At 37.0% G+C, this 18,235-nt stretch carries 17 protein-coding genes; 13 read left to right on the top strand and 4 right to left on the bottom strand.

What is annotated here, in order from left to right:
• Positions 1-124 precede the first annotated feature (124 nt).
• Complete coding sequence (locus AC5KOD_RS00365) at positions 125-565, top strand: GNAT family N-acetyltransferase (protein ID WP_496912568.1); 441 nt, start codon at positions 125-127, stop codon at positions 563-565.
• A gap of 155 nt (positions 566-720) precedes the next feature.
• On the opposite strand, the gene AC5KOD_RS00360 is transcribed toward AC5KOD_RS00365, so the two are convergent.
• Complete coding sequence (locus AC5KOD_RS00360; RefSeq protein WP_496912567.1) at positions 721-1,833, bottom strand: 5-methyltetrahydropteroyltriglutamate--homocysteine S-methyltransferase; 1,113 nt, start codon at positions 1,831-1,833, stop codon at positions 721-723.
• Positions 1,834-2,612: 779 nt separating this feature from the next.
• Here AC5KOD_RS00360 and AC5KOD_RS00355 point away from each other — a divergent pair.
• The 6 genes from AC5KOD_RS00355 to AC5KOD_RS00330 all read left to right on the top strand — a co-directional run bounded on the left by AC5KOD_RS00355 (position 2,613) and on the right by AC5KOD_RS00330 (position 6,367).
• Positions 2,613-2,741 carry a hypothetical protein gene (locus AC5KOD_RS00355; protein WP_496912566.1) on the top strand — a complete coding sequence of 43 codons (129 nt, stop codon included), beginning with the start codon at positions 2,613-2,615 and terminating at the stop codon, positions 2,739-2,741.
• On the top strand, positions 2,714-4,396 hold the full coding sequence (locus tag AC5KOD_RS00350; RefSeq protein WP_496912565.1) for a TPM domain-containing protein: 1,683 nt from the start codon (positions 2,714-2,716) through the stop codon (positions 4,394-4,396). Before AC5KOD_RS00355 ends, AC5KOD_RS00350 begins: the two co-directional genes overlap by 28 nt.
• Before the next feature lie 63 nt (positions 4,397-4,459).
• Positions 4,460-4,684: a helix-hairpin-helix domain-containing protein gene (locus tag AC5KOD_RS00345; protein ID WP_496912564.1), complete on the top strand. Its 225-nt coding sequence runs from the start codon at positions 4,460-4,462 to the stop codon at positions 4,682-4,684.
• Positions 4,685-4,724: 40 nt separating this feature from the next.
• Positions 4,725-5,099, top strand: coding sequence for a nuclear transport factor 2 family protein (locus AC5KOD_RS00340; protein ID WP_496912563.1), 375 nt, complete (start codon positions 4,725-4,727; stop codon positions 5,097-5,099).
• A gap of 24 nt (positions 5,100-5,123) precedes the next feature.
• Positions 5,124-5,672 carry a hypothetical protein gene (locus tag AC5KOD_RS00335; RefSeq protein ID WP_496912562.1) on the top strand — a complete coding sequence of 183 codons (549 nt, stop codon included), beginning with the start codon at positions 5,124-5,126 and terminating at the stop codon, positions 5,670-5,672.
• Between the two features lie 272 nt (positions 5,673-5,944).
• Positions 5,945-6,367 carry a VOC family protein gene (locus tag AC5KOD_RS00330; RefSeq protein WP_496912561.1) on the top strand — a complete coding sequence of 141 codons (423 nt, stop codon included), beginning with the start codon at positions 5,945-5,947 and terminating at the stop codon, positions 6,365-6,367.
• A gap of 100 nt (positions 6,368-6,467) precedes the next feature.
• On the opposite strand, the gene AC5KOD_RS00325 is transcribed toward AC5KOD_RS00330, so the two are convergent.
• Positions 6,468-7,349, bottom strand: a complete 882-nt coding sequence (locus tag AC5KOD_RS00325; RefSeq protein WP_496912560.1) for a helix-turn-helix domain-containing protein — start codon at positions 7,347-7,349, stop codon at positions 6,468-6,470.
• A 281-nt stretch (positions 7,350-7,630) separates the two neighbouring features.
• Between AC5KOD_RS00325 and AC5KOD_RS00320 the strand changes: the two genes are divergently transcribed.
• A complete protein-coding gene (locus AC5KOD_RS00320; protein WP_496912559.1) occupies positions 7,631-9,289 on the top strand; it encodes a glycoside hydrolase family 43 protein in 1,659 nt (552 codons plus the stop codon).
• Between the two features lie 21 nt (positions 9,290-9,310).
• Complete coding sequence (locus tag AC5KOD_RS00315; protein ID WP_496912558.1) at positions 9,311-10,549, top strand: MFS transporter; 1,239 nt, start codon at positions 9,311-9,313, stop codon at positions 10,547-10,549.
• 86 nt (positions 10,550-10,635) lie between these two features.
• On the opposite strand, the gene AC5KOD_RS00310 is transcribed toward AC5KOD_RS00315, so the two are convergent.
• Both AC5KOD_RS00310 and AC5KOD_RS00305 read right to left on the bottom strand, forming a co-directional pair.
• Entirely contained in the window at positions 10,636-11,493 is an 858-nt protein-coding gene (locus AC5KOD_RS00310) for a CPBP family intramembrane glutamic endopeptidase (protein ID WP_496912557.1), read from the bottom strand.
• A 95-nt stretch (positions 11,494-11,588) separates the two neighbouring features.
• A complete protein-coding gene (locus tag AC5KOD_RS00305; RefSeq protein ID WP_496912556.1) occupies positions 11,589-12,530 on the bottom strand; it encodes a helix-turn-helix transcriptional regulator in 942 nt (313 codons plus the stop codon).
• Positions 12,531-12,660: 130 nt separating this feature from the next.
• Here AC5KOD_RS00305 and AC5KOD_RS00300 point away from each other — a divergent pair, with 130 nt between their 5' ends.
• From AC5KOD_RS00300 to yicI, 4 genes are all read left to right on the top strand, one after another.
• Positions 12,661-13,935 carry an ABC transporter substrate-binding protein gene (locus AC5KOD_RS00300; protein WP_496912555.1) on the top strand — a complete coding sequence of 425 codons (1,275 nt, stop codon included), beginning with the start codon at positions 12,661-12,663 and terminating at the stop codon, positions 13,933-13,935.
• Between the two features lie 129 nt (positions 13,936-14,064).
• Entirely contained in the window at positions 14,065-14,931 is an 867-nt protein-coding gene (locus AC5KOD_RS00295) for a carbohydrate ABC transporter permease (protein WP_496912554.1), read from the top strand.
• Positions 14,931-15,755: a carbohydrate ABC transporter permease gene (locus AC5KOD_RS00290; RefSeq protein WP_496912553.1), complete on the top strand. Its 825-nt coding sequence runs from the start codon at positions 14,931-14,933 to the stop codon at positions 15,753-15,755. The genes AC5KOD_RS00295 and AC5KOD_RS00290 overlap by 1 nt, the downstream gene beginning before the upstream one ends.
• Positions 15,756-15,764: 9 nt before the next feature.
• A complete protein-coding gene (gene yicI, locus AC5KOD_RS00285; protein ID WP_496912552.1) occupies positions 15,765-18,023 on the top strand; it encodes an alpha-xylosidase in 2,259 nt (752 codons plus the stop codon).
• Positions 18,024-18,235 lie beyond the last annotated feature (212 nt).

The following is an 18,235-nucleotide window of genomic DNA, read 5'->3' as shown; positions in this document are numbered from 1 at the left end:
TAGTCTGAATAAAAGTGTCTATATTGACAATGAAAACATATATTATTATAATAAGTTATGGATTTATAATGATAACGCTATCATATCGTTGTATAGCGTTAAAAATGAACAAGGGGGCGGGAAATTGGATGTTAATGAAATCAGTATATTGGATGTCTTAGAGTTATCAGAATTATATGTATCAGTCTTTAATGGGCCGCCTTGGCATAATCAATGGACATTAAAAGCAGCAGCGAATAAGATGAAACAATTGATTCATTCAGAGGGTTTTTACGGTTTGATTTGCTCGATAGATTCAGAAGCATGTGGCTTTGTTTTGGGGATTCGAGAAGATGTGCATGGAGATTCTTATTTTCGCATCAAGGAAATGGGGGTTATTTTTACGAAACAACACAGTGGTATCGGTAGTCAATTACTAGCTGAATTAGAGGGTGTGTTGAAGGATAGTGACGTCAATAACATGTACCTATTAACTGATAGAATAACTAATATAGTGAATTTCTACACAAAGAACGGTTTTGAAGAATGGAATAATATGACATTTTTAGGTAAGTCTCTTATCTAGGCAGGTCGATTGAGTCATGAAAGTAAAGGAGCCGTGACAAAAGTCGTTTTACTCCGAGCACTACGTTAACTTTGATACCTTAACTCTTGCAGCGTGTTTATCGTACAATATATATGAAGCAAAACTAGAGCGTGACAAAAAGTCACGCCCTAGTTTTAAAGTTTTTCAATTTCTTTAGCTAAGTCAGTACAGAGTTGGACTTTTGCCCACTGTTCGTCTTCTGTTAAGTGGTTGCCTTCCTCGGTTGAGGCGAAGCCACACTGAGGAGAGACACAAATTTGTTCTAAAGGTACGAATTGATTGGCTTCTTTAACACGTGCGATTAAGTCAGTCATTGTTTCTAATTCAGGTGTTTTGGAGGTGACTAAGCCTAGAACGATTTTTTGCTTACGGAGGCTATTTAAGGGCTTGAAATCTCCTGCTCGCTCTGAATCGTATTCAATAAAGAAACCATCAAACTCTTCTATGCTAAATAAATGCTCGAGAATCAGATCAAAACTACCTTCATATAACCAAGAGGATTGGAAATTGCCGCGACAAGTATGGAAGGTCACTGCAAGATCAGCAGGCTTATTGGCTAATGAACGACGAGTCAATTCTTCAAATTTTTCTAGCAATGCTTTTGGCTCGAGACCCGCGGCAGCTAATAGAGCGTCGTATTTTGAGTCAGTTAAAGCTCCCCAAGCAGTGTCATCTAATTGTAAATAGCGACAGCCTGCATCATAAAAAGCTTGAATCGCGTCTTGATACGTTTGGACGATATCGTTTTCTAAGTCGCTTAAGCTACTATAAGTTGGATTAGCTAGGTAGTCTTTCGAAGCTAAAGCCCCAGAGAAATAGATCATACATGGTCCCGGAATTGTTTGCTTAGCCAGTGCCTCACCAGCATGTTCTTTAACAAATTTGAAATCTGCTAAAAAAGGATGATTAGCATCAAATTCAACTTTGCCACTAACGTAATAGCTTTCAACATCTTTAGCTTTGACCCCTTGGAAAATGGTGGCATCGCCTAAAGAGAGTTTAGTGATACCTTTCAAGTTAACAATGTAATCCAAATGCCACCAACGGCGTCTAAATTCCCCATCAGTGACTGATTTCAGACCATATTTTTTTTGTTTTTCTATTAAGTCAATGATTGCCTCATCTTCAATGGCCCTTAATTCATCGTATGAAATTAGCTGGTTTTTATAGTGCTCTCGGGCAGTTTTTAAAACTTCTGGTCGTAAAAAACTACCGACACTATCATTTTTGAATGGTGCTCTTGTCATCTTATTCCTCCTTGATTTTCGCTATAATAGAGTAATGTTTTGTTTATGATAGCTGTTAAAATAGCCAATGTCAACCATTTTTATGTGTTTTGGTTAATGAGTTTTTCCTTGTTTTGCCATTTTTTAAGTAGAGCTACTTTAGTTTGGATAAATAGGTTAAATTTAGGAGGAAATATCTCGGTTTTACTTGATGGTTGGTTAAACCAAAGAAGGCGAGACAATTGTCTCGCCCGCAAAATAATTAGTTATGAAGTGTGTTGTTAGGAAAAATAGTATCTAGGGAATTACTTCATAGACAAAATTATATTCTTAATATATCACAGGAACTTGTCATGTAACGAATCATTTTTTTAAGTAAATTTTGCATAAATTGAAAGTTATGTTTCCCTTATTAAGCTCAAATCAAAACACCCTTGCACATTGAGGTTGGCAAGGGAGGAGATTGGATCGCTACTGTAGAAATAGCGTTAAGTTAATTGTAAGGTAGATAGGTAAAACAATCAATACCAAAATATGTATATTAAGTGTAAAAAAAGAGGGTAAATGTTTGTTTGTCGATAGATTAGTTTGTTTGTTGGTTTTATGAAATGAAAATTGAACAGTTTTTGTTGAAAGGTCAGTGGTTATTAGAAAGTTTTCATTCGCTATAGCAAGCATGATATAATAACACAATCAAAGAATTGTCATTTTGTGATGAAGAGGTAGTTTGGGGGAATAAATAGAGGTTCATGTCGTTTTCGTTCAAAATAGGTTCAAAAAAGAAGTGGTTGGTGTGAGTTATGAGTAAAAATAATAAAACAAAAAAAAGTCATGTAGATAAAAAAAAGCTACCAATATCAAACTATCAAAAATGGCGAAATGAGCATGTTGAGGCTCATTATTGGCGAGCAATTTATGGTTATGGTTAGGATTGGTTGTGGCTCTTGTTTTTGTAGCGTATGAATCGACGCATTTTGCAGAAACTAATGGTAGTCCAGTCGTGGGCGGTTTGCATAATATCCTAACGATCTTAGGTTATGTTGTTAGTTTAATTAGTTTAGGCCAATTAATTCGTAAGCGTCTCTATCAACAAACGGGATTTAAACGAGCCGCTTTGATAAGTCTTGGAAGCACACTTTTACTAAGTGTTTATTTAATTCTGGGAGCAATATTTTGGTTGGCCGATTATCTAGATAGTGGAAAAGCAGTGGAGAAAGTCTTAATCTGGTTGCTGTTAGGGATGGTTATTATTTTAGTCTTAAAGGGAGTAATCGCTGTTTATCGGGATAAACTGACTGATAAAGTGATTAAATATCTTAATTATTCTGCTGTGACAATTAAGAGTCTTATTTTTTTATCGGCTTTTATTTGGTGTCAAGGTTGGGTGGTTTTAGCTGAGCAGGAAGTTATTTTGGTTTTTCCGTTGGGGATGCTGGGAATCGGCTTAGGAATGTTTGCCATGGATGCTATAGTAGCGGCCGGGTATTTGATAGATAGTGATAGTGAGTATGCTGAGAGTAGCTATCAGCAAGTGTTATTGAAACGGCGCAAACGAGAACAGGAAAAGCAACTAGCTAAAAAGCAAGACGAGAAGCTGACAAAAAAAGAAAATAAGCGATGGAAAAAGCGTCTAATTAATGTGGCAATAAAAGTGGTTGTTGGGCTACATATTCTTTTTATTTTAGGAGGAACCGTTGGTCTATATGTAGCCAATATCGGAAAGGCGATGATTGATAATTCGTCCTTAACAATCAGTGATATTGTCCGTTTTAGAACAGAAGAGAGTTTGACTGAGTTAACTTTTCTTAATCCTGTCCACAAGTTACCCGCTGTTTCTTCATCACTTATTTTAAGGGATGGCAAAGCGTTGCCTGATAGATCGAGTGAGTTTTATGTGATGGATGAGCTTGGCTGGTTAAATGAGGAACAAAAAAATTTAGTTATGACAACTAACCGTCAATTCATGTTGACACAAGAAAAGCCGCAAGTTGTATTAGCGTTAATTGATGAAAGTGGGGCTGACTTTGATCGGTATGTAGCTGATACGTTTAATCATTGGCAAATTGGGCAAAAAGAGTTTGATAATGGCCTGCTAGTACTATTTGCTCGAAATGGTGGTAGTCACAATGTAAGAATTGAAGTAGGATATGGTTTAGAAGGGCTTATAACGGATAGCCTAGCTGGCCAATTGTTAAGGAGCCAACAAGCTAAGCTTAAGAGTCAGGATAAAAAACAGGTGACAGCAGGTTTATTAGCTGTTTTTCAGGAATTAACTACTATGATTCGGCTAGAGGACGGCAAAGAAAGTTTAAGTGACTTGCCATTAAGCCATCCGTTAGTTAAAAGCAGTGTACTGGCGACAGTTCCATCTATTGTGACAGTATTTTTAATGGTGTTAAAATTTATTTTAATGGTAGATTTTGGTGTTTATATTCTTTTCTCTGTTATTGGTGCGATTTTTAGTCGAGGGGACTCTGATGGGACTAGGGGTTCGAGATCAAGTGGCAGTGGAGATTGGTCTTCAGGTGGAAGCGACTATTCAGGAGGAGGCGGCAGTAGCGGCGGAGGTGGCGCTAGTATCTGAGTGAGTAATTTATTCGTTTGATTTATTCGTTTTATAGCATAATGGGTAAGTAGATAGTGATGGATGAAAATTAAAGAGAAGGGGAATAATTTTATGACATACGACCAATTTTTAGCGACTTTATCAAAACCTGCGAGAAGTGCGTTGCTTCACAATGGTATTGATTCATTTGAAAAATTAGCTAGGCTATCTAAAAAGGAGGTTCTAGCTTTTCATGGGGTTGGACCAGCATCACTTCCAAAGATGGAGGCAGTGTTAGCCGATTGTGGACTTCAATTCTCTAGATAATGGGGAACACAAACTAAAGTATGGGAGGAATTGGATAAATATGTCTCATCAAGAATTTACACAGCAGTTTATAGCGTGTGTAGTTAAACAAAATGAAACGCTATTAGGAGATTTTTTTACTTTGGAAGCAGAAATTTTATGGCCATGTACTGATGAACAATTTACTGTGTCGGATTACATCAGAGCAACGTGTCAATACCCGGGAAAATGGGAGGGCGCAGTGGTTAAGATGATACAGTTAGAAGAGGAAATAGTAGCTGTGTCAAAGGTCTTTACGAAAGAGTTGGCCTTTTTTGTCACATCATTTATTACACTAAAAGGTGATAAGATTCACCGGTTAGAGGAATATTGGGCAGATATTGGTGAAGCACCTCAATGGCGTAAAAATATGACTATTGGTAAGAAAATTAATTAAAATATGGGATAAAGGAGAGGTGTGATGAGTCGTTTAGCCAATCAAGACTATGTAGTTAGGTTAGAAAATGATCAAACATATACACTTGAGTCAACCGATAATAGGCCAGTAGATTGTGTGATAAACCCAAATCAGTATCGGAAAAATGATAACTACACTGCGTGGCGACTGGTTATTTCTGATAGTTGTGGAAATGAGAAGAGCGTTCTGATAGTTGCGCCATTTTTTACATACGGCAGTGTTGTGTTAAGTGATACCCAGTTTATTTTTCTTTTTGGCTGTTCGGTTTTAACGCTTAATTTGTCAACATATGAAGTAATGATTCATCCAGCGTTTTCTGAATGGGGAATATTTTATGAAATCATGCCGTTTGCTGAGGGCTATTTGATTTATGGGGAGCTTGAATTGGTTAAGTTGTCTTCTAATTTTGAACGTGAGTGGCGATATGGAGCTAGTGATATTTTTGTGACCGAGGACGACCGGCAGCCAGTTACTATTTTGGGAGAGTTCATTGAAATAAATTGCTGGGATGGCTACAGCGCAACTCTTAATAAATACGGTGAAGAGCTTTAAATAATGAAAAAGGAAAAGAAATTATTTTTCTATAGTTAAATTGGCTCAGGATAGTTTATTTAAGGAGATTAAAAAATGACGTTAAAGTACATAAAAAGTGTCCCTTACCAAGTATGAGTGGGTAAGATACTTAATATGATAACACAAAACTAATCTTTGTGAACGTTTTTTTTTTATTTTAATTTAGTTAGTTATAAATGGTGGTGAGGGAGTCGAACTAGGTTTCAAATAAAGGGACATGGCAGCTTAACTATAAGGATGGAGTGTTGGGAATGAAACAGGCAATAGTACATATAGCTTTAGTCGTAACTGATTACGACGAAGCTATTGATTTTTATACTAAAAAGCTTAATTTTATCTTGTTAGAAGATACGTATCAACCGGAGCAAGACAAACGTTGGGTTGTTGTTTCTCCGCCAGGGACAAATGGAACACCCCTGTTGCTAGCCAAAGCTTCAAAGCCAGCACAAGAGCCGTTTGTCGGCAATCAAGCGGGTGGTAGGGTGTTTCTATTTTTAGCTACAGATGATTTTGATCGAGATTATGTGGAGATGGTTGAAAAAGGAATCGAGTTTGTTAGAGAACCAAAACAAGCAGAATACGGAATGGTCGCAGTTTTTAAAGATTTATACGGCAACTTATGGGATTTAATTCAGTTCTGTGAGGGACATCCTATGGGAATGAGGGTAGAGTGAGCGTAATGTTATAATCAGAATAATCAAAGAACCAGAACAATCGGAATAGCTGATTGTTCTGGTTTTTTTGCTTGTGTGGAGTCAAAAATGAGTGAAGAGCTTAGTTTTTTCGGTAATCTTTAGGTGATACGCTACTCCAATATTTAAATTGCCTAGAAAAGTGTGACGCATTTTGATACCCAATAATTTCGGCGATTTCGCCAACTGATAATTTGGGTTGGTGAAGTAAAAATTTAGCTTCGTTATATTTTAACTTATCTAGATATTGTTTTGGACTGATGTGATACACTTTTTTAAATGTTTTTAGCATACTACTCTTACTGATATTCAATGAGTCAGCTATTTTATCCATTGATAAAAGATAGCGATGACGTTCGATAGGGACTTCTGTAAATTTTCTAAAGTTGCCTTGGATAGTATCGGCGATAGTTTTTGCCAAAATAAGTGTCGAGTTATCTGAATTAGTAATTTTCCCTTTCTCATGTTCAGCATATTCTAAGAAAAAACTGATCAGTTCAATTAATAGTTTTTCTACCAAAAGTTTCTCTTTAATTGTGTAAGTTTCAAAGGCGAGTAGTTCAACATAGGTATAAAGTATGGTTTCAATTTTGTCATAAACAGGATTTTTTTTATCCAATAAAACGGGGCAGTACATAAGTAGCAGCTGTTGAACCGTTGGATCGTCAATATCAAAGTGCACACAGAAATACTCCATTCCTTCATGAGAAATACATTTATTTTCATGAGCAATCCCAGGTGGAATCAAGATAATATCCCCTTGAGAAAAGTGACATTCTCTGCCATCAAAAATGGTTTGTTGAGTGCCGTCAAGGATCATCATAATCTCAAAAGCAAAGTGAGTTTCTTGCTTTGCTACCCATTGATGAGACACTTTTTGTTTATGACCGCCGAAGGATTTTATATTTGCATTTATATCAGGAAGATTAGCAATTTTTTCGAGCCATGCAGGTTTTTCATTCATCAGATGCTCTCCTTTTTACGAAAAATGGTAAAAATATTATGCTTTTTGATATATATTATACCAATTATTTTACCTATAATAAACTCATTAAAAGAAACCGATTTCAAAGAAGGTGATCTCAACTAGTTTATTAGCAAAAAGGTAGCAAGTATAAAATGAAAACGCCTAACTTTTTTATGAGTGTATTTAGTTAGGAGTCCCGTCATTAGTAAGTGTTTTTACGAAAAAAGATGGTTAATTGTAAAAGAGAAATCACTACAAAAGGAAGAAGGAGAAAATAAATGACAACAATCAAGAACCCGATTATTCCAGGGATGGCCCCTGATCCCTCAATTATTCGTGTTGAGGATGTGTACTATATTGCCACATCTACGTTTCATTGGAATCCAGCAATTCAATTATTCCAATCAAAGGACTTGGCCAACTGGGAGTTGATAGATTTTGCTTTAAAAGAGGGACAGGTTGATTTACGTGGAACTAATACGCCAGCAGGCATTTGGGCTCCGCACTTATCTTATGACTCGGTAACTAAAACTTATTGGCTAGCGTATTCTCATATGACCAATATGGCTGGTAGGGAGTTTAATTCAGATTCCTATGTTTTATCAGCTCCAACTATTAACGGGCCCTGGTCAGCGCCAATTTATCTAACGTCAATTGGCTTTGATCCTGCTATTTATCATGATGAAGATGGGAAGCATTATTTAGCTATTCTTGAATGGGAGACGCGTCAAGGGTATCAAGCACCTGGTCATATTGTTATTGCTGAAGTTGATTTGGTTAGAGGGGGGATTATCGGAAATTGGCACCGAGTCACTCACGGATTTACAACAAGAGGATGCGCCGAAGCTCCTCAAATATATAAGCGAAATGGGTATTATTATTTGATAATAGCTGCAGGTGGGACTGGTTATGCTCATGGAGTCGAAATTGGACGATCGAAGTCAATTTTTGGGCCATATGAGCCTCATCCTTCTGGCGAACCAATTATTACTTCTTCACCTCGTCATCTTTTTTCTCTGGGTGATCCAGACGCTGGTCATTTTGAGATGTATAATCCGAATTCGATTATGCAAAAGGCGGGGCATGGTTCTTTAGTAGAAACTCAAACTGGTGAGTGGTATCTTGCTCATCTGATGTCACGACCTCTTGAAGGAACATTGCTGAACCCTTTGGGAAGAGAAACATCTATTCAAAAAATGCACTGGCGAGAAGATGGATGGTTAGAAATGGCAGATGGCTCAAACTTGGCCAAAATGGAAGTTGAAGGGATGAAAGGAATGGCTTTATCTAGGCTAGTGACGCATGACGTGTATGATACGTTTGATGGTGCTAGCTATGATCCTCATTTGATGACCCCGTACCGAAGCCAAGAGGTTAAATGGGTTAATACAAGTGAACGACCTGGCTTTCTACGAATTTATGGAAATAACTCCTTTTTCTCTCAAATTAATCCAGCCATTCTGGCAGTACGTGCAACTTCATTTGACTATCATATTCAGACAAAAGTTGAGTTTCAGCCGAACCATTATTCTGAAACAGCAGGGCTAGGCTTGTATTACGATTCTAATAATTGGTTGTATCTTCATGTGACTTATTCTGAACGTACGGATTCGTCTGTCCTAACTATCTTACAGGCTAAGCTTGGTGAACGAATTGAATATGTTGAGACTCTTTGCCCAGTACCAGAAGGTAGAGTCGAATTAAAAATTCGTTATAAAAATGGGATGGCGACTCTTTATTACCGATTATCCGAGAGTGAAGATTGGCAAGATATGGTCAATGACATTGATGTGAGGTATTTGTCAGATGAAGGTGTAAATGGTGCTCCAGGAGAAATCGGTGGCTTTACGGGACTATTTAATTTTATTGGATCAGTTGATGCTCATCAACATGATTCTTATGCAGATTTTGATTATTATTTACAAAAAAATAACTAGTTTTCAAGGAGGATGTTTAAAGTGAAAGAGATACCGTTAAAACGTTTAGTACCTGGATTAATCATAGGGCCAGCATCATGGCTAGGACCTTACATTGTCGCATCAAGTCTATTTTTACCTTCGATGATTCAAAATTTAGATGCGGATAATAAAATAAATTTACTTGCTTTGTTTTCAACAGTGGGAATGATAGTTGCAGCGATTTCTAACATGCTAGCCGGTTACTTATCTGATCGGACTAGATCGCGATTTGGTAAACGGACACCGTGGCTAGTTTCAGGAGCCTTTGCTTTTATGCTCTCACTTATTTTCGCTTCAATGACAACCACAATTCCGTTATTGTTGATCTGTTGGACGTTGAGTCAAATCTCATTGAATTTTATCGTGGCCCCAATGGTAGCTTGGTTAGATCTAGCTCCTGAAAGTGGGAAAGGAACGGCTTCAGGTGCGTATGGTGGCTTAGGTATGGCGCTTGGAAACAATGGTTTTACTATCTTAGGTGCCGCTTTTTTAGGTCAATATCGCTTAGGGTTTATCGTATTTGGTGTGATTACGTTCATCGGGACACTTATTGCAGCGGTGATTGTCAGAGAACCGTCCAATGTTGGGGAAAGAGAGACAGTGTCAGAGGCAGTGGCAACTGATAAGTTGTCGCTCAAACAATCAATGTCAATTTTTCCTAAGTGGTCAATTGGTCGCGACTACTATCTAGCGTTGATTGGCAAGTTATTCCAAGGTGTTGCGAACTTTGCTGTGACAGGTTATTTATTGTTTATCATGACTGATTTTCTAAACAAAGATACTGCAACAACTCAGCATTCTATACAATTGATTAATACCATTATGTTAGTATTTGGGATTGTTATGGGGATAATTGCAGGGCCTATCTCTGATAAGTTTAACCTGTTGAAATTTCCAGTTGGATTGTCCACCATTTTTATCGGAGTTGGTGCGCTTAGTTTATTCTTTTTACAAAATGATGTGGGAGTTGCTGTTTATGCTTTTATGGCAGGGTTAGGTATGGGAATTTGGAACTCATTGGATAATTTACTTAATTTGAAAGTAATTCCTGATAAAGAACGGGTGGGCTTCTTTTTAGGTATATACAATTTAGGCAACACTGTGACACAAGCAATTGCGCCTGTGATGGCGGCCTTTTTAATCTCTCAAGTTGGTTTTTCAGCTATTTTTATCTTTTCTTTCGTTTGCGCCATGATTGGCGGATTAGCAATTCTCTCCATTAAATCTGTTGCACGATGAGGAGAACGTGCCAAAGTTTTTTTTAATATATAATGAAACACTAAATAGTGAGACTTCTCCTCTCTCTATTTAGTGTTTTGCTTAGTTTATTCAGGCAATAACTTTCCAGTAGGAGTTGGTAAATCAACTCTGTTCTGTGAGTTAAGGCTTTTTCTTTCGTATAAACTAAACCCAATAGTGAAAATGAGACACATAGCAATAGTGAGAATAGTTAAAAATATTTCTGAATAGGTCCCAACATAAGTTGTAGAAAAGACGGTGTCAGAGCTATCTACGCCCATAATAACAGCCGAGGTAATATTATAAGCAAAGTGACAGCCAGTAGTGAAGGAAAAGCTTTTGGTTACTTTTAAAATAACACTAAAACAGATACCCGCACTTATTAATGAAAAAAAGTCTAACCAATCAAAATTTGACCATAATCTCGTATGAGAAAAGGTGAAAATCAAAGCTGATAGTAAAATTGTTAACAAGGAGTTAAATTTGGTAAGCGTTGCTTCTATTACACCACGAAAAATGCATTCTTCTAGTGTTCCCATCCCGATAAAAGTCAAAATTCCTGATACTAAAGTGAACAATGAAATCCCATGGTAATTGATGGTGACATCGTTAGACAGAAGTAACACACCAATAGGAGGTAGCGAAAGTAATAGGCCAAATAGACTGCCAATCAGCATTTTTTTAATCCCTTTTTTACTGTAATAGTCAAATTGAGTGAGCTTATTGGTAAATTTTCCTTTTTTTAAGAAAAAGTAAGTCATCGCGATTGCGATAGATGAACCTAGGATACCCATCATTATATTGACAACATTTTCGCTTTTATCGAATAGAAAAAAGCCAATTGCGAAGGAAATTCCAATCGTTGTAATGAGCGTGAGCAACCCGTATAGAATCCCCCAAATGACTCTCAATTGATTCTGTTTATCTTTCGCTAATAATTTCATTTTTTGTCTCCCCTTTTAAGTTGATAGGGATACTTTAACAAGTTTGATTCAAATAAACTCTTAACTAAGTCTTAACTGTTTATTAATTAAGAAAATTACAGAAGTGTGAGATCATTTGGACTTTTTCGATAGGCAGTGGGAGTCAGGCCGATTTCTTTTTTAAAAACAGTGGCAAAGTAGTTGGCATCCTCAAAGCCACTTTCAAAGGCAATATCAATAATTTTTAGAGATGTATTTAAGAGTAAATACTCTGCTTTCATTATGCGCATTTTATTTAGGTAAGTGAAAAAGGAGAGGCGAAAATTTTTCTTGAAAAAGCGACAAAAATGTTCCTGACTGAAGCCGATGTGAGTGCTGATTGTTTCAAGAGTGATATGTGTGTTGTAGTTTTCTTCGATAAAAAGTAATATTTTCTTGCACTTATAGGAAGTCATATCATTTCTAATTTCATCAGCTTGATCAAAGTGAAAGAGTAATTCTTTTTCCGTATAGAGGGCTTGAAAAAACAAGAGCATAGTTGCTTTTAGATTCAGCTCAAAATACTCTTTTTTTAACGCAAAAACATCAACCAATTCAGCGATGTATCCTCTTAATGAATTAATGTTAGGAATGTCATGAGTTGCATGAACGATATGTTGCGCGGGATGTTTAATTATCGGATCAATATATGATTGTTGGATTAAATCTGAGCTGTGACTTTCAATAAAAAAAGAATCAAATACAATCGCAAAAAAGGAGCAGGAAGATTGCTGATAATTAATGGCGCCATGTAATAAATTTGGCGGGATGAACAGGATATCGCCTTCCTGAGCAATGAAATGATTGCCTTCAATAAGGACTTCCATCTGACCACGAGAAATATAAAGTATTTCCATTTCACGATGCCAATGAGTATGAATCATAAATTTACGTTGAGAATTATGAGTGGTAAAATGCACGGCAAAAGGAAAAAGACTATTCCCATGTTCGGTTATTTCGTTTAGGGAAGGGTCAATATCTTTTTCGCTGGGGTTAGGTGTAAATGGTTCTGAATTCATTATTATGAGCATCCTTTCTGAGTAAATATCAATATTTTCGTGTATTTAGATTAATATTGCGAATACATTATAGCTTAATTCCCACTATAATGAAAGTGTATTCAAGAATAAAACTATTGGAGGATAAAAGATGAAAAAATTACTATTAGTGTCGGTGACTCTCTTAGGAATGCTAAGTTTGACAGGGTGTGGCAGCTCTGGAGATGAATCTGGCGAAGCGAAAACAACCATTGAAGTTTTTAATATCAAGACAGAGACTGCCGAGCAAATGGATGATCTTGTTGAAAAATTCGAAGCAAGTCATTCAGATATAAAAATCAATATGACAACGGTTGGTGGTGGCACAGATGCCACAGCTGCGATGCAATCTAAGTTCTCATCAGGAGATGAACCAGATATTTTCATGCTTGGTGGCTTATCTGATACTCAAACTTGGGAGCATAAATTATACGATTTGAGCGAAACAGAATTAGCTGAAAATGCCATGGAGGGAACCTTAGAAGGTGCCACCCTGAGCGATAAGATACTAGGCGTGCCAATGAATATTGAAGGCTATGGCTGGTTAGTGAATAAAGAAATTTTTGCAAAAGCAGGAATTGATAGTGAAAAAATTCAATCCTTTTCTGATTTTGAAACCGCTGTTAAAAAATTAGATGCGGAGAAAGAAGAGCTTGGCTTATCTGGTGTTTTTGCTTTTAGTGGCGGAGAAACATGGGTAACTAGTCAGTTTAGTTCCAACTTTATTGGCCCAGAGTTCAATGATAGCTTGGTTGAAACCTATAAAGCTTCTGAACTTGCTTTTACCTATGGGAATCAGATGAAAGGCTATCTTGATCTGGCGGCAAAATACAATGCTTCCCCCTTAGAATCTATGGATTATAGCACATCTGTGGAAGAATTATTTGCAGGAGGGAAGGCGGCAATTATTCATCAAGGGAACTGGATTGTGCCAACATTAACTAGTCTTGATAAAACTTTTGCAAAAGAAAAATTGGCTGTGGTACCGATGTTTGTTGAAAAAGAATCAGAAGGTAAAATTGTTGCGGGACCTGCATGGTACTGGGGTGTTAACAAGGACAAGGATCAAAAGAAAATTGATGCTTCGATTGATTTCTTAACGTGGATGTATACAAATGAGGAGGCTATGGATGCGATTATTAATGACTTTGACTTTATCCCTGCCTACACCAATTTTTCAAGCGACAGCATAACTGATCCTCTTTCAAATCAGATTTATACCTATCTGGCTGATGGTAAAACAGTGCCATGGGTACATAATTCTTATCCTGATGGATTTGGTCAAAATGTCATTGGTGTTCAAGTCCAAGGTTATACAGCGGACCAATTATCGTGGAAGGATTTCACTAAAACAGTTACAACGACTTGGAAAGATGAGCGTAAGTAGAGAAAATTGGTGGTGTGACAAAAGTCGAGCAATAGCTGATTATTGGGCTGACTTTTGTCCTGATCCTTTTGAAAGTTGGCTACCTATTTAATGGAAAGCGAACGATAATTACAAATGAGGAGGAGACGTATGTTAACAAATAAATCGAAATCTTTTTGGTTACTACTGTTACCAGCATTAATCAGTTTGACACTGGTTCTGTTTATTCCACTAATAGTTGGCTCGTACTATTCGCTGACAGATTGGAATGGCAATACAGTGGGGAACTTTATTGGCTTACAGAATTATTTACGGGCTTTTCAAGATAAAGGGTTTATTGATAGCTTGATATTTACAGCAAAATTTTCACTTGTGAGTATTATTTTGATTAATAGTATCGCGCTATTACTCGCAACATTGGTGACACAAAAATTAGGAAGGTGGACAACCTTTTTCCGAACGGTATTCTTTATGCCTAACTTGATTGGCGGGATTATTCTAGGATTTATTTGGCAATTTATTTTTAATAAGGCTTTTGAAAGTATTGGTGATTTGACCGGCCTAGGTTTCTTTAAAGGGTGGTTGAGTACGCCTGAAACAGGTTTTTGGGGATTGGTTATGCTCTTCGTCTGGCAGATGAGTGGCTACATGATGCTGATATATGTCTCATTTTTAAATAATATCCCAGAAGAAATATTAGAAGCAGCAGATATGGATGGTGCCTCTCCTATACAAACCTTTTTCAAGATTAAATTACCAATGTTAATGCCAGCCTTCACAGTCACATTATTCTTAACACTGTCTAATGCGTTTAAAATTTATGATCAAAATTTGGCTTTAACTCAAGGCGGGCCATTTAACTCTACCCAAATGACGGCAATGAACATCTATAACGAAGCCTTTGCTATGAGAAAAATGGGTTTTGCCCAATCTAAAGCAATCATTTTCTTAGTGATTATTGTGATTATCTCAATTGTACAAATTTCAATTACTCGAAAAAAGGAGATAAGTGCCTAATGAAAACAAAAAGAAACGCTAAAAAAATAACCGTGATAGTTGTTGGATTATTGTTTTCAGCACTGTGGTTTTATCCTTTTTTCTTAATTATTATTAATTCATTTAAAACTAAGACTGAAATTTTTCAAAACACCTTGAATTTACCTCAAAGTTTAGAGTTCAGTAACTATACGACAGCTTTAGAGAAACTTGATTTTATCCGCAGTGCAGCTAATTCTTTGTTGATTACGATTGGTTCATTACTGTTAATTATTCTTGTTTCATCACTTGCAGCCTACGCCTTATCGCGAAACACAAGCAGGTTAAGTAGTCTCATTTATTTCATTATTGCTGTAGGATTATTGATTCCTTTTCAAGGGATAATGATTCCGTTGATTTCACTTTTTGGTAAAGTGAAGATGCTTAATCAGCCTGGGTTAATGGTCATGTATCTAGGGTTGGCGACTAGTATGGCAACATTTATGTACTATGGTGCGCTAAGGGGAATACCAAAATCGTTGGATGAGGCAGCATTGATTGACGGCGCAAGTACACTGAAAATTTATTGGAAAATTATTTTCCCATTGCTGAAGCCGACGACGGTGACAATTATTGTGTTAAATTCACTATGGTTTTGGAATGATTACCTGTTGCCATCACTAAGCGTTAACAAAGAAGGAATGTACACAATTCCTTTAAAAATGTTTTATTTCTTTGGGGAGTTTAACAAGCAATGGCACTTAGCTTTGGCGGCTTTGGTGATTGTTATTATCCCAATTATTGTATTATTCATACTGCTTCAAAAGCATGTCGTCAAAGGCATCTCTGATGGAGCAGTCAAATAGGAGGAACTTATGAAATTTACTGAAGGATACTGGTTAACGAAGGACGGGGTCACACTTAATCATCCTCAAGAATGCTGTGATTACCGAATTGAAGACCACATGCTAGAGTTATTTTTACCTTATAAAAAAGTTGAGCGAAGAGGAGATACATTAAATCTTGGCATGACAACAATGAGACTGGAATCTCCGCAAGCTGATATTATCAAAGTGAGCTTAGTACACCATGATGTCACACCGTCATTTCCTAAATTTGAGCTTAAGGAGGAACAAGCAGAGGGAGAGATTACAGTTGCCGATGATTACCGATTTAAATCTGGCAATTTAGAAGCGGTCGTCCCAAAGGAGGGGCCATTTAAACTTGAATTTTATGGTGATAATCGCTTACTAACGTCATCTAAACCTCGGGCGCAAGCAGAAATAACGACTGATGATGGCAAGCATTATATGCGGGAACAATTATCGCTAGATCCTTACGAGTTTGTGTATGGCATGGGAGAAAAATTTACGCCATTCACAAAAAATGGTCAATCAGTAGATAGTTGGAATGAAGATGGGGGGACAGGGAGCGAAAAAGCGTATAAGAACGTTCCTTTTTACATTACTAATCAAGGTTATGGTGTTTTGGTCAATCATCCTGAAAAAGTATCGTTTGAAGTAGCATCGGAAAATGTTTCGCGAACACAGTTCAGTGTTGAGGGAGAAGTGTTAGAGTATTTTATTATTTATGGTCCAACGATGAAAGAGGTTCTTGAAAAATACACGGACTTAACAGGGAAACCAGCGTTACCACCAGCTTGGTCATTTGGACTATGGCTATCAACTTCTTTTACAACTGATTACAGTGAAAAAACAGTCATGCAATTTATCGACGAGATGCAGGCGAGAGATATTCCTTTTGATGTGTTTCACTTTGATTGTTTTTGGATGAAAGAATTTGAGTGGTGCGGCTTTGAGTGGGATCAAAAGATGTTTCCAGATCCAGCTGGCTTGCTTCAGAGAATTCATGACAAGGGATTAAAGATTTGTCTGTGGATCAATCCGTACATTGGCCAAAAAGCGAAAGTTTTTAACGAATGTAAAGAAAAAGGTTATTTTGTTAAAAATCAAAAAGGGGAAGTTTGGCAGTGGGATTTGTGGCAAGCGGGTCAAGGGATTATTGATTTTACCAATCCTGAGGCGCGAGCTTGGTATAAAGAACAGCTTAGAGGCTTAATTGAGTTAGGTGTTGACTCGTTTAAAACTGATTTTGGTGAACGAATCCCGACTGATGCTGTTTATTTTGATGGCTCTGACCCTGAAAAAATGCACAATTATTATGCGTATTTATATAATCAAGTTGTGTTCGAACTTTTAGAGGAACTCAAGGGCGAAGGACAGGCGGTACTATTTGCAAGATCGGCCTCTGTTGGTTCACAGAAATTTCCTGTACATTGGGGTGGAGATAATTTATCTCAGTACTCTTCGATGGCGGAGTCTTTACGCGGTGGCTTGTCATTTGTGCTTTCAGGCTTCGGTTTTTGGAGCCATGATATTGGGGGATTTGAAGAAAATACGAGCCATGATCTTTACAAACGTTGGACTCAATTCGGGCTTCTATCTACTCATAGTCGTTATCATGGAAATATTGAGTACCGTGTTCCTTGGAACTTTGGCGAAGAATCGGCTCTAGTGACTCAGAAGTTTTCAAAATTAAAAAATAGATTGATGCCTTACATATATAAAGAAGCAGTTATGACGCACAAAACAGGTGTACCGATGATGAGGCCATTAGTGTTGGAGTTTGAAGAGGATTACACGGTTCATACAATTGATAAGCAATACATGCTTGGTGAATCATTGATGGTGGCTCCAATTTTCAATGAAAACGGGCAGGTCTCCTTCTATTTACCTGCAGGTCGATGGACGAACTATTTAACCAATAAGGTTTATGAAGGTGGTAAATGGTATCAAGAAGAACATGATTATTTTTCTCTTCCGCTACTTGCTCGCCAAAATAGTATTATTATTGAAGGTCAGATAGACCAGACAGCTCAATACGACTATGGTAAAAAAATTACCGCTCATGTATTTGAGTTGGAACAGAGGACTAGCTCTGAGGTGTACGATGATCAGGGGAACTATCTTGGTGAAATAATAATTACCCCGATTCAAGACACTTATGAGGTTCAAGTGACTCAATTAGAACATGTTGAGATTATTTTTAGAAATAGACAGGTAGAGGGGATGGAGGCCTATGAATTAGGGTCTCGACTTTATATCGAATCGTAATGTAAGCTTTATGGCATTTTTTAAAGCAGATTAAAAAACTAATCATCTTGATTGATGGCTAGTTTTTTTGCTGTCTAATTTAATAGTGCGTTACAGGTTAATAATTAGGTCGGAATCGATCTAACATATAGGCACAATCATGTTAAGAATAGAGTGTTTTTTAAGTTTAGCGCAGTTGTGTGAACTAGTTTTATGATATAATATATGAATAA

The organism is Vagococcus sp. WN80Y, from assembly GCF_059621045.1.
This window is presented reverse-complemented; position numbering and strand designations above follow the sequence as displayed.

What these genes read in the sequence shown, in the direction of transcription:
- AC5KOD_RS00360 (WP_496912567.1), bottom strand. Translation starts at nt 1,833, where the DNA reads ATGACAAGAGCACCATTCAAAAATGATAGTGTCGGTAGTTTTTTACGA.
- AC5KOD_RS00355 (WP_496912566.1), top strand. Translation starts at nt 2,613, where the DNA reads ATGAGTAAAAATAATAAAACAAAAAAAAGTCATGTAGATAAAAAAAAG.
- AC5KOD_RS00345 (WP_496912564.1), top strand. Translation starts at nt 4,460, where the DNA reads ATGAAAATTAAAGAGAAGGGGAATAATTTTATGACATACGACCAATTT.
- AC5KOD_RS00340 (WP_496912563.1), top strand. Translation starts at nt 4,725, where the DNA reads ATGTCTCATCAAGAATTTACACAGCAGTTTATAGCGTGTGTAGTTAAA.
- AC5KOD_RS00335 (WP_496912562.1), top strand. Translation starts at nt 5,124, where the DNA reads ATGAGTCGTTTAGCCAATCAAGACTATGTAGTTAGGTTAGAAAATGAT.
- AC5KOD_RS00330 (WP_496912561.1), top strand. Translation starts at nt 5,945, where the DNA reads ATGAAACAGGCAATAGTACATATAGCTTTAGTCGTAACTGATTACGAC.
- AC5KOD_RS00325 (WP_496912560.1), bottom strand. Translation starts at nt 7,349, where the DNA reads ATGAATGAAAAACCTGCATGGCTCGAAAAAATTGCTAATCTTCCTGAT.
- AC5KOD_RS00320 (WP_496912559.1), top strand. Translation starts at nt 7,631, where the DNA reads ATGACAACAATCAAGAACCCGATTATTCCAGGGATGGCCCCTGATCCC.
- AC5KOD_RS00310 (WP_496912557.1), bottom strand. Translation starts at nt 11,493, where the DNA reads ATGAAATTATTAGCGAAAGATAAACAGAATCAATTGAGAGTCATTTGG.
- AC5KOD_RS00305 (WP_496912556.1), bottom strand. Translation starts at nt 12,530, where the DNA reads ATGAATTCAGAACCATTTACACCTAACCCCAGCGAAAAAGATATTGAC.
- AC5KOD_RS00300 (WP_496912555.1), top strand. Translation starts at nt 12,661, where the DNA reads ATGAAAAAATTACTATTAGTGTCGGTGACTCTCTTAGGAATGCTAAGT.
- AC5KOD_RS00295 (WP_496912554.1), top strand. Translation starts at nt 14,065, where the DNA reads ATGTTAACAAATAAATCGAAATCTTTTTGGTTACTACTGTTACCAGCA.
- AC5KOD_RS00290 (WP_496912553.1), top strand. Translation starts at nt 14,931, where the DNA reads ATGAAAACAAAAAGAAACGCTAAAAAAATAACCGTGATAGTTGTTGGA.
- yicI (WP_496912552.1), top strand. Translation starts at nt 15,765, where the DNA reads ATGAAATTTACTGAAGGATACTGGTTAACGAAGGACGGGGTCACACTT.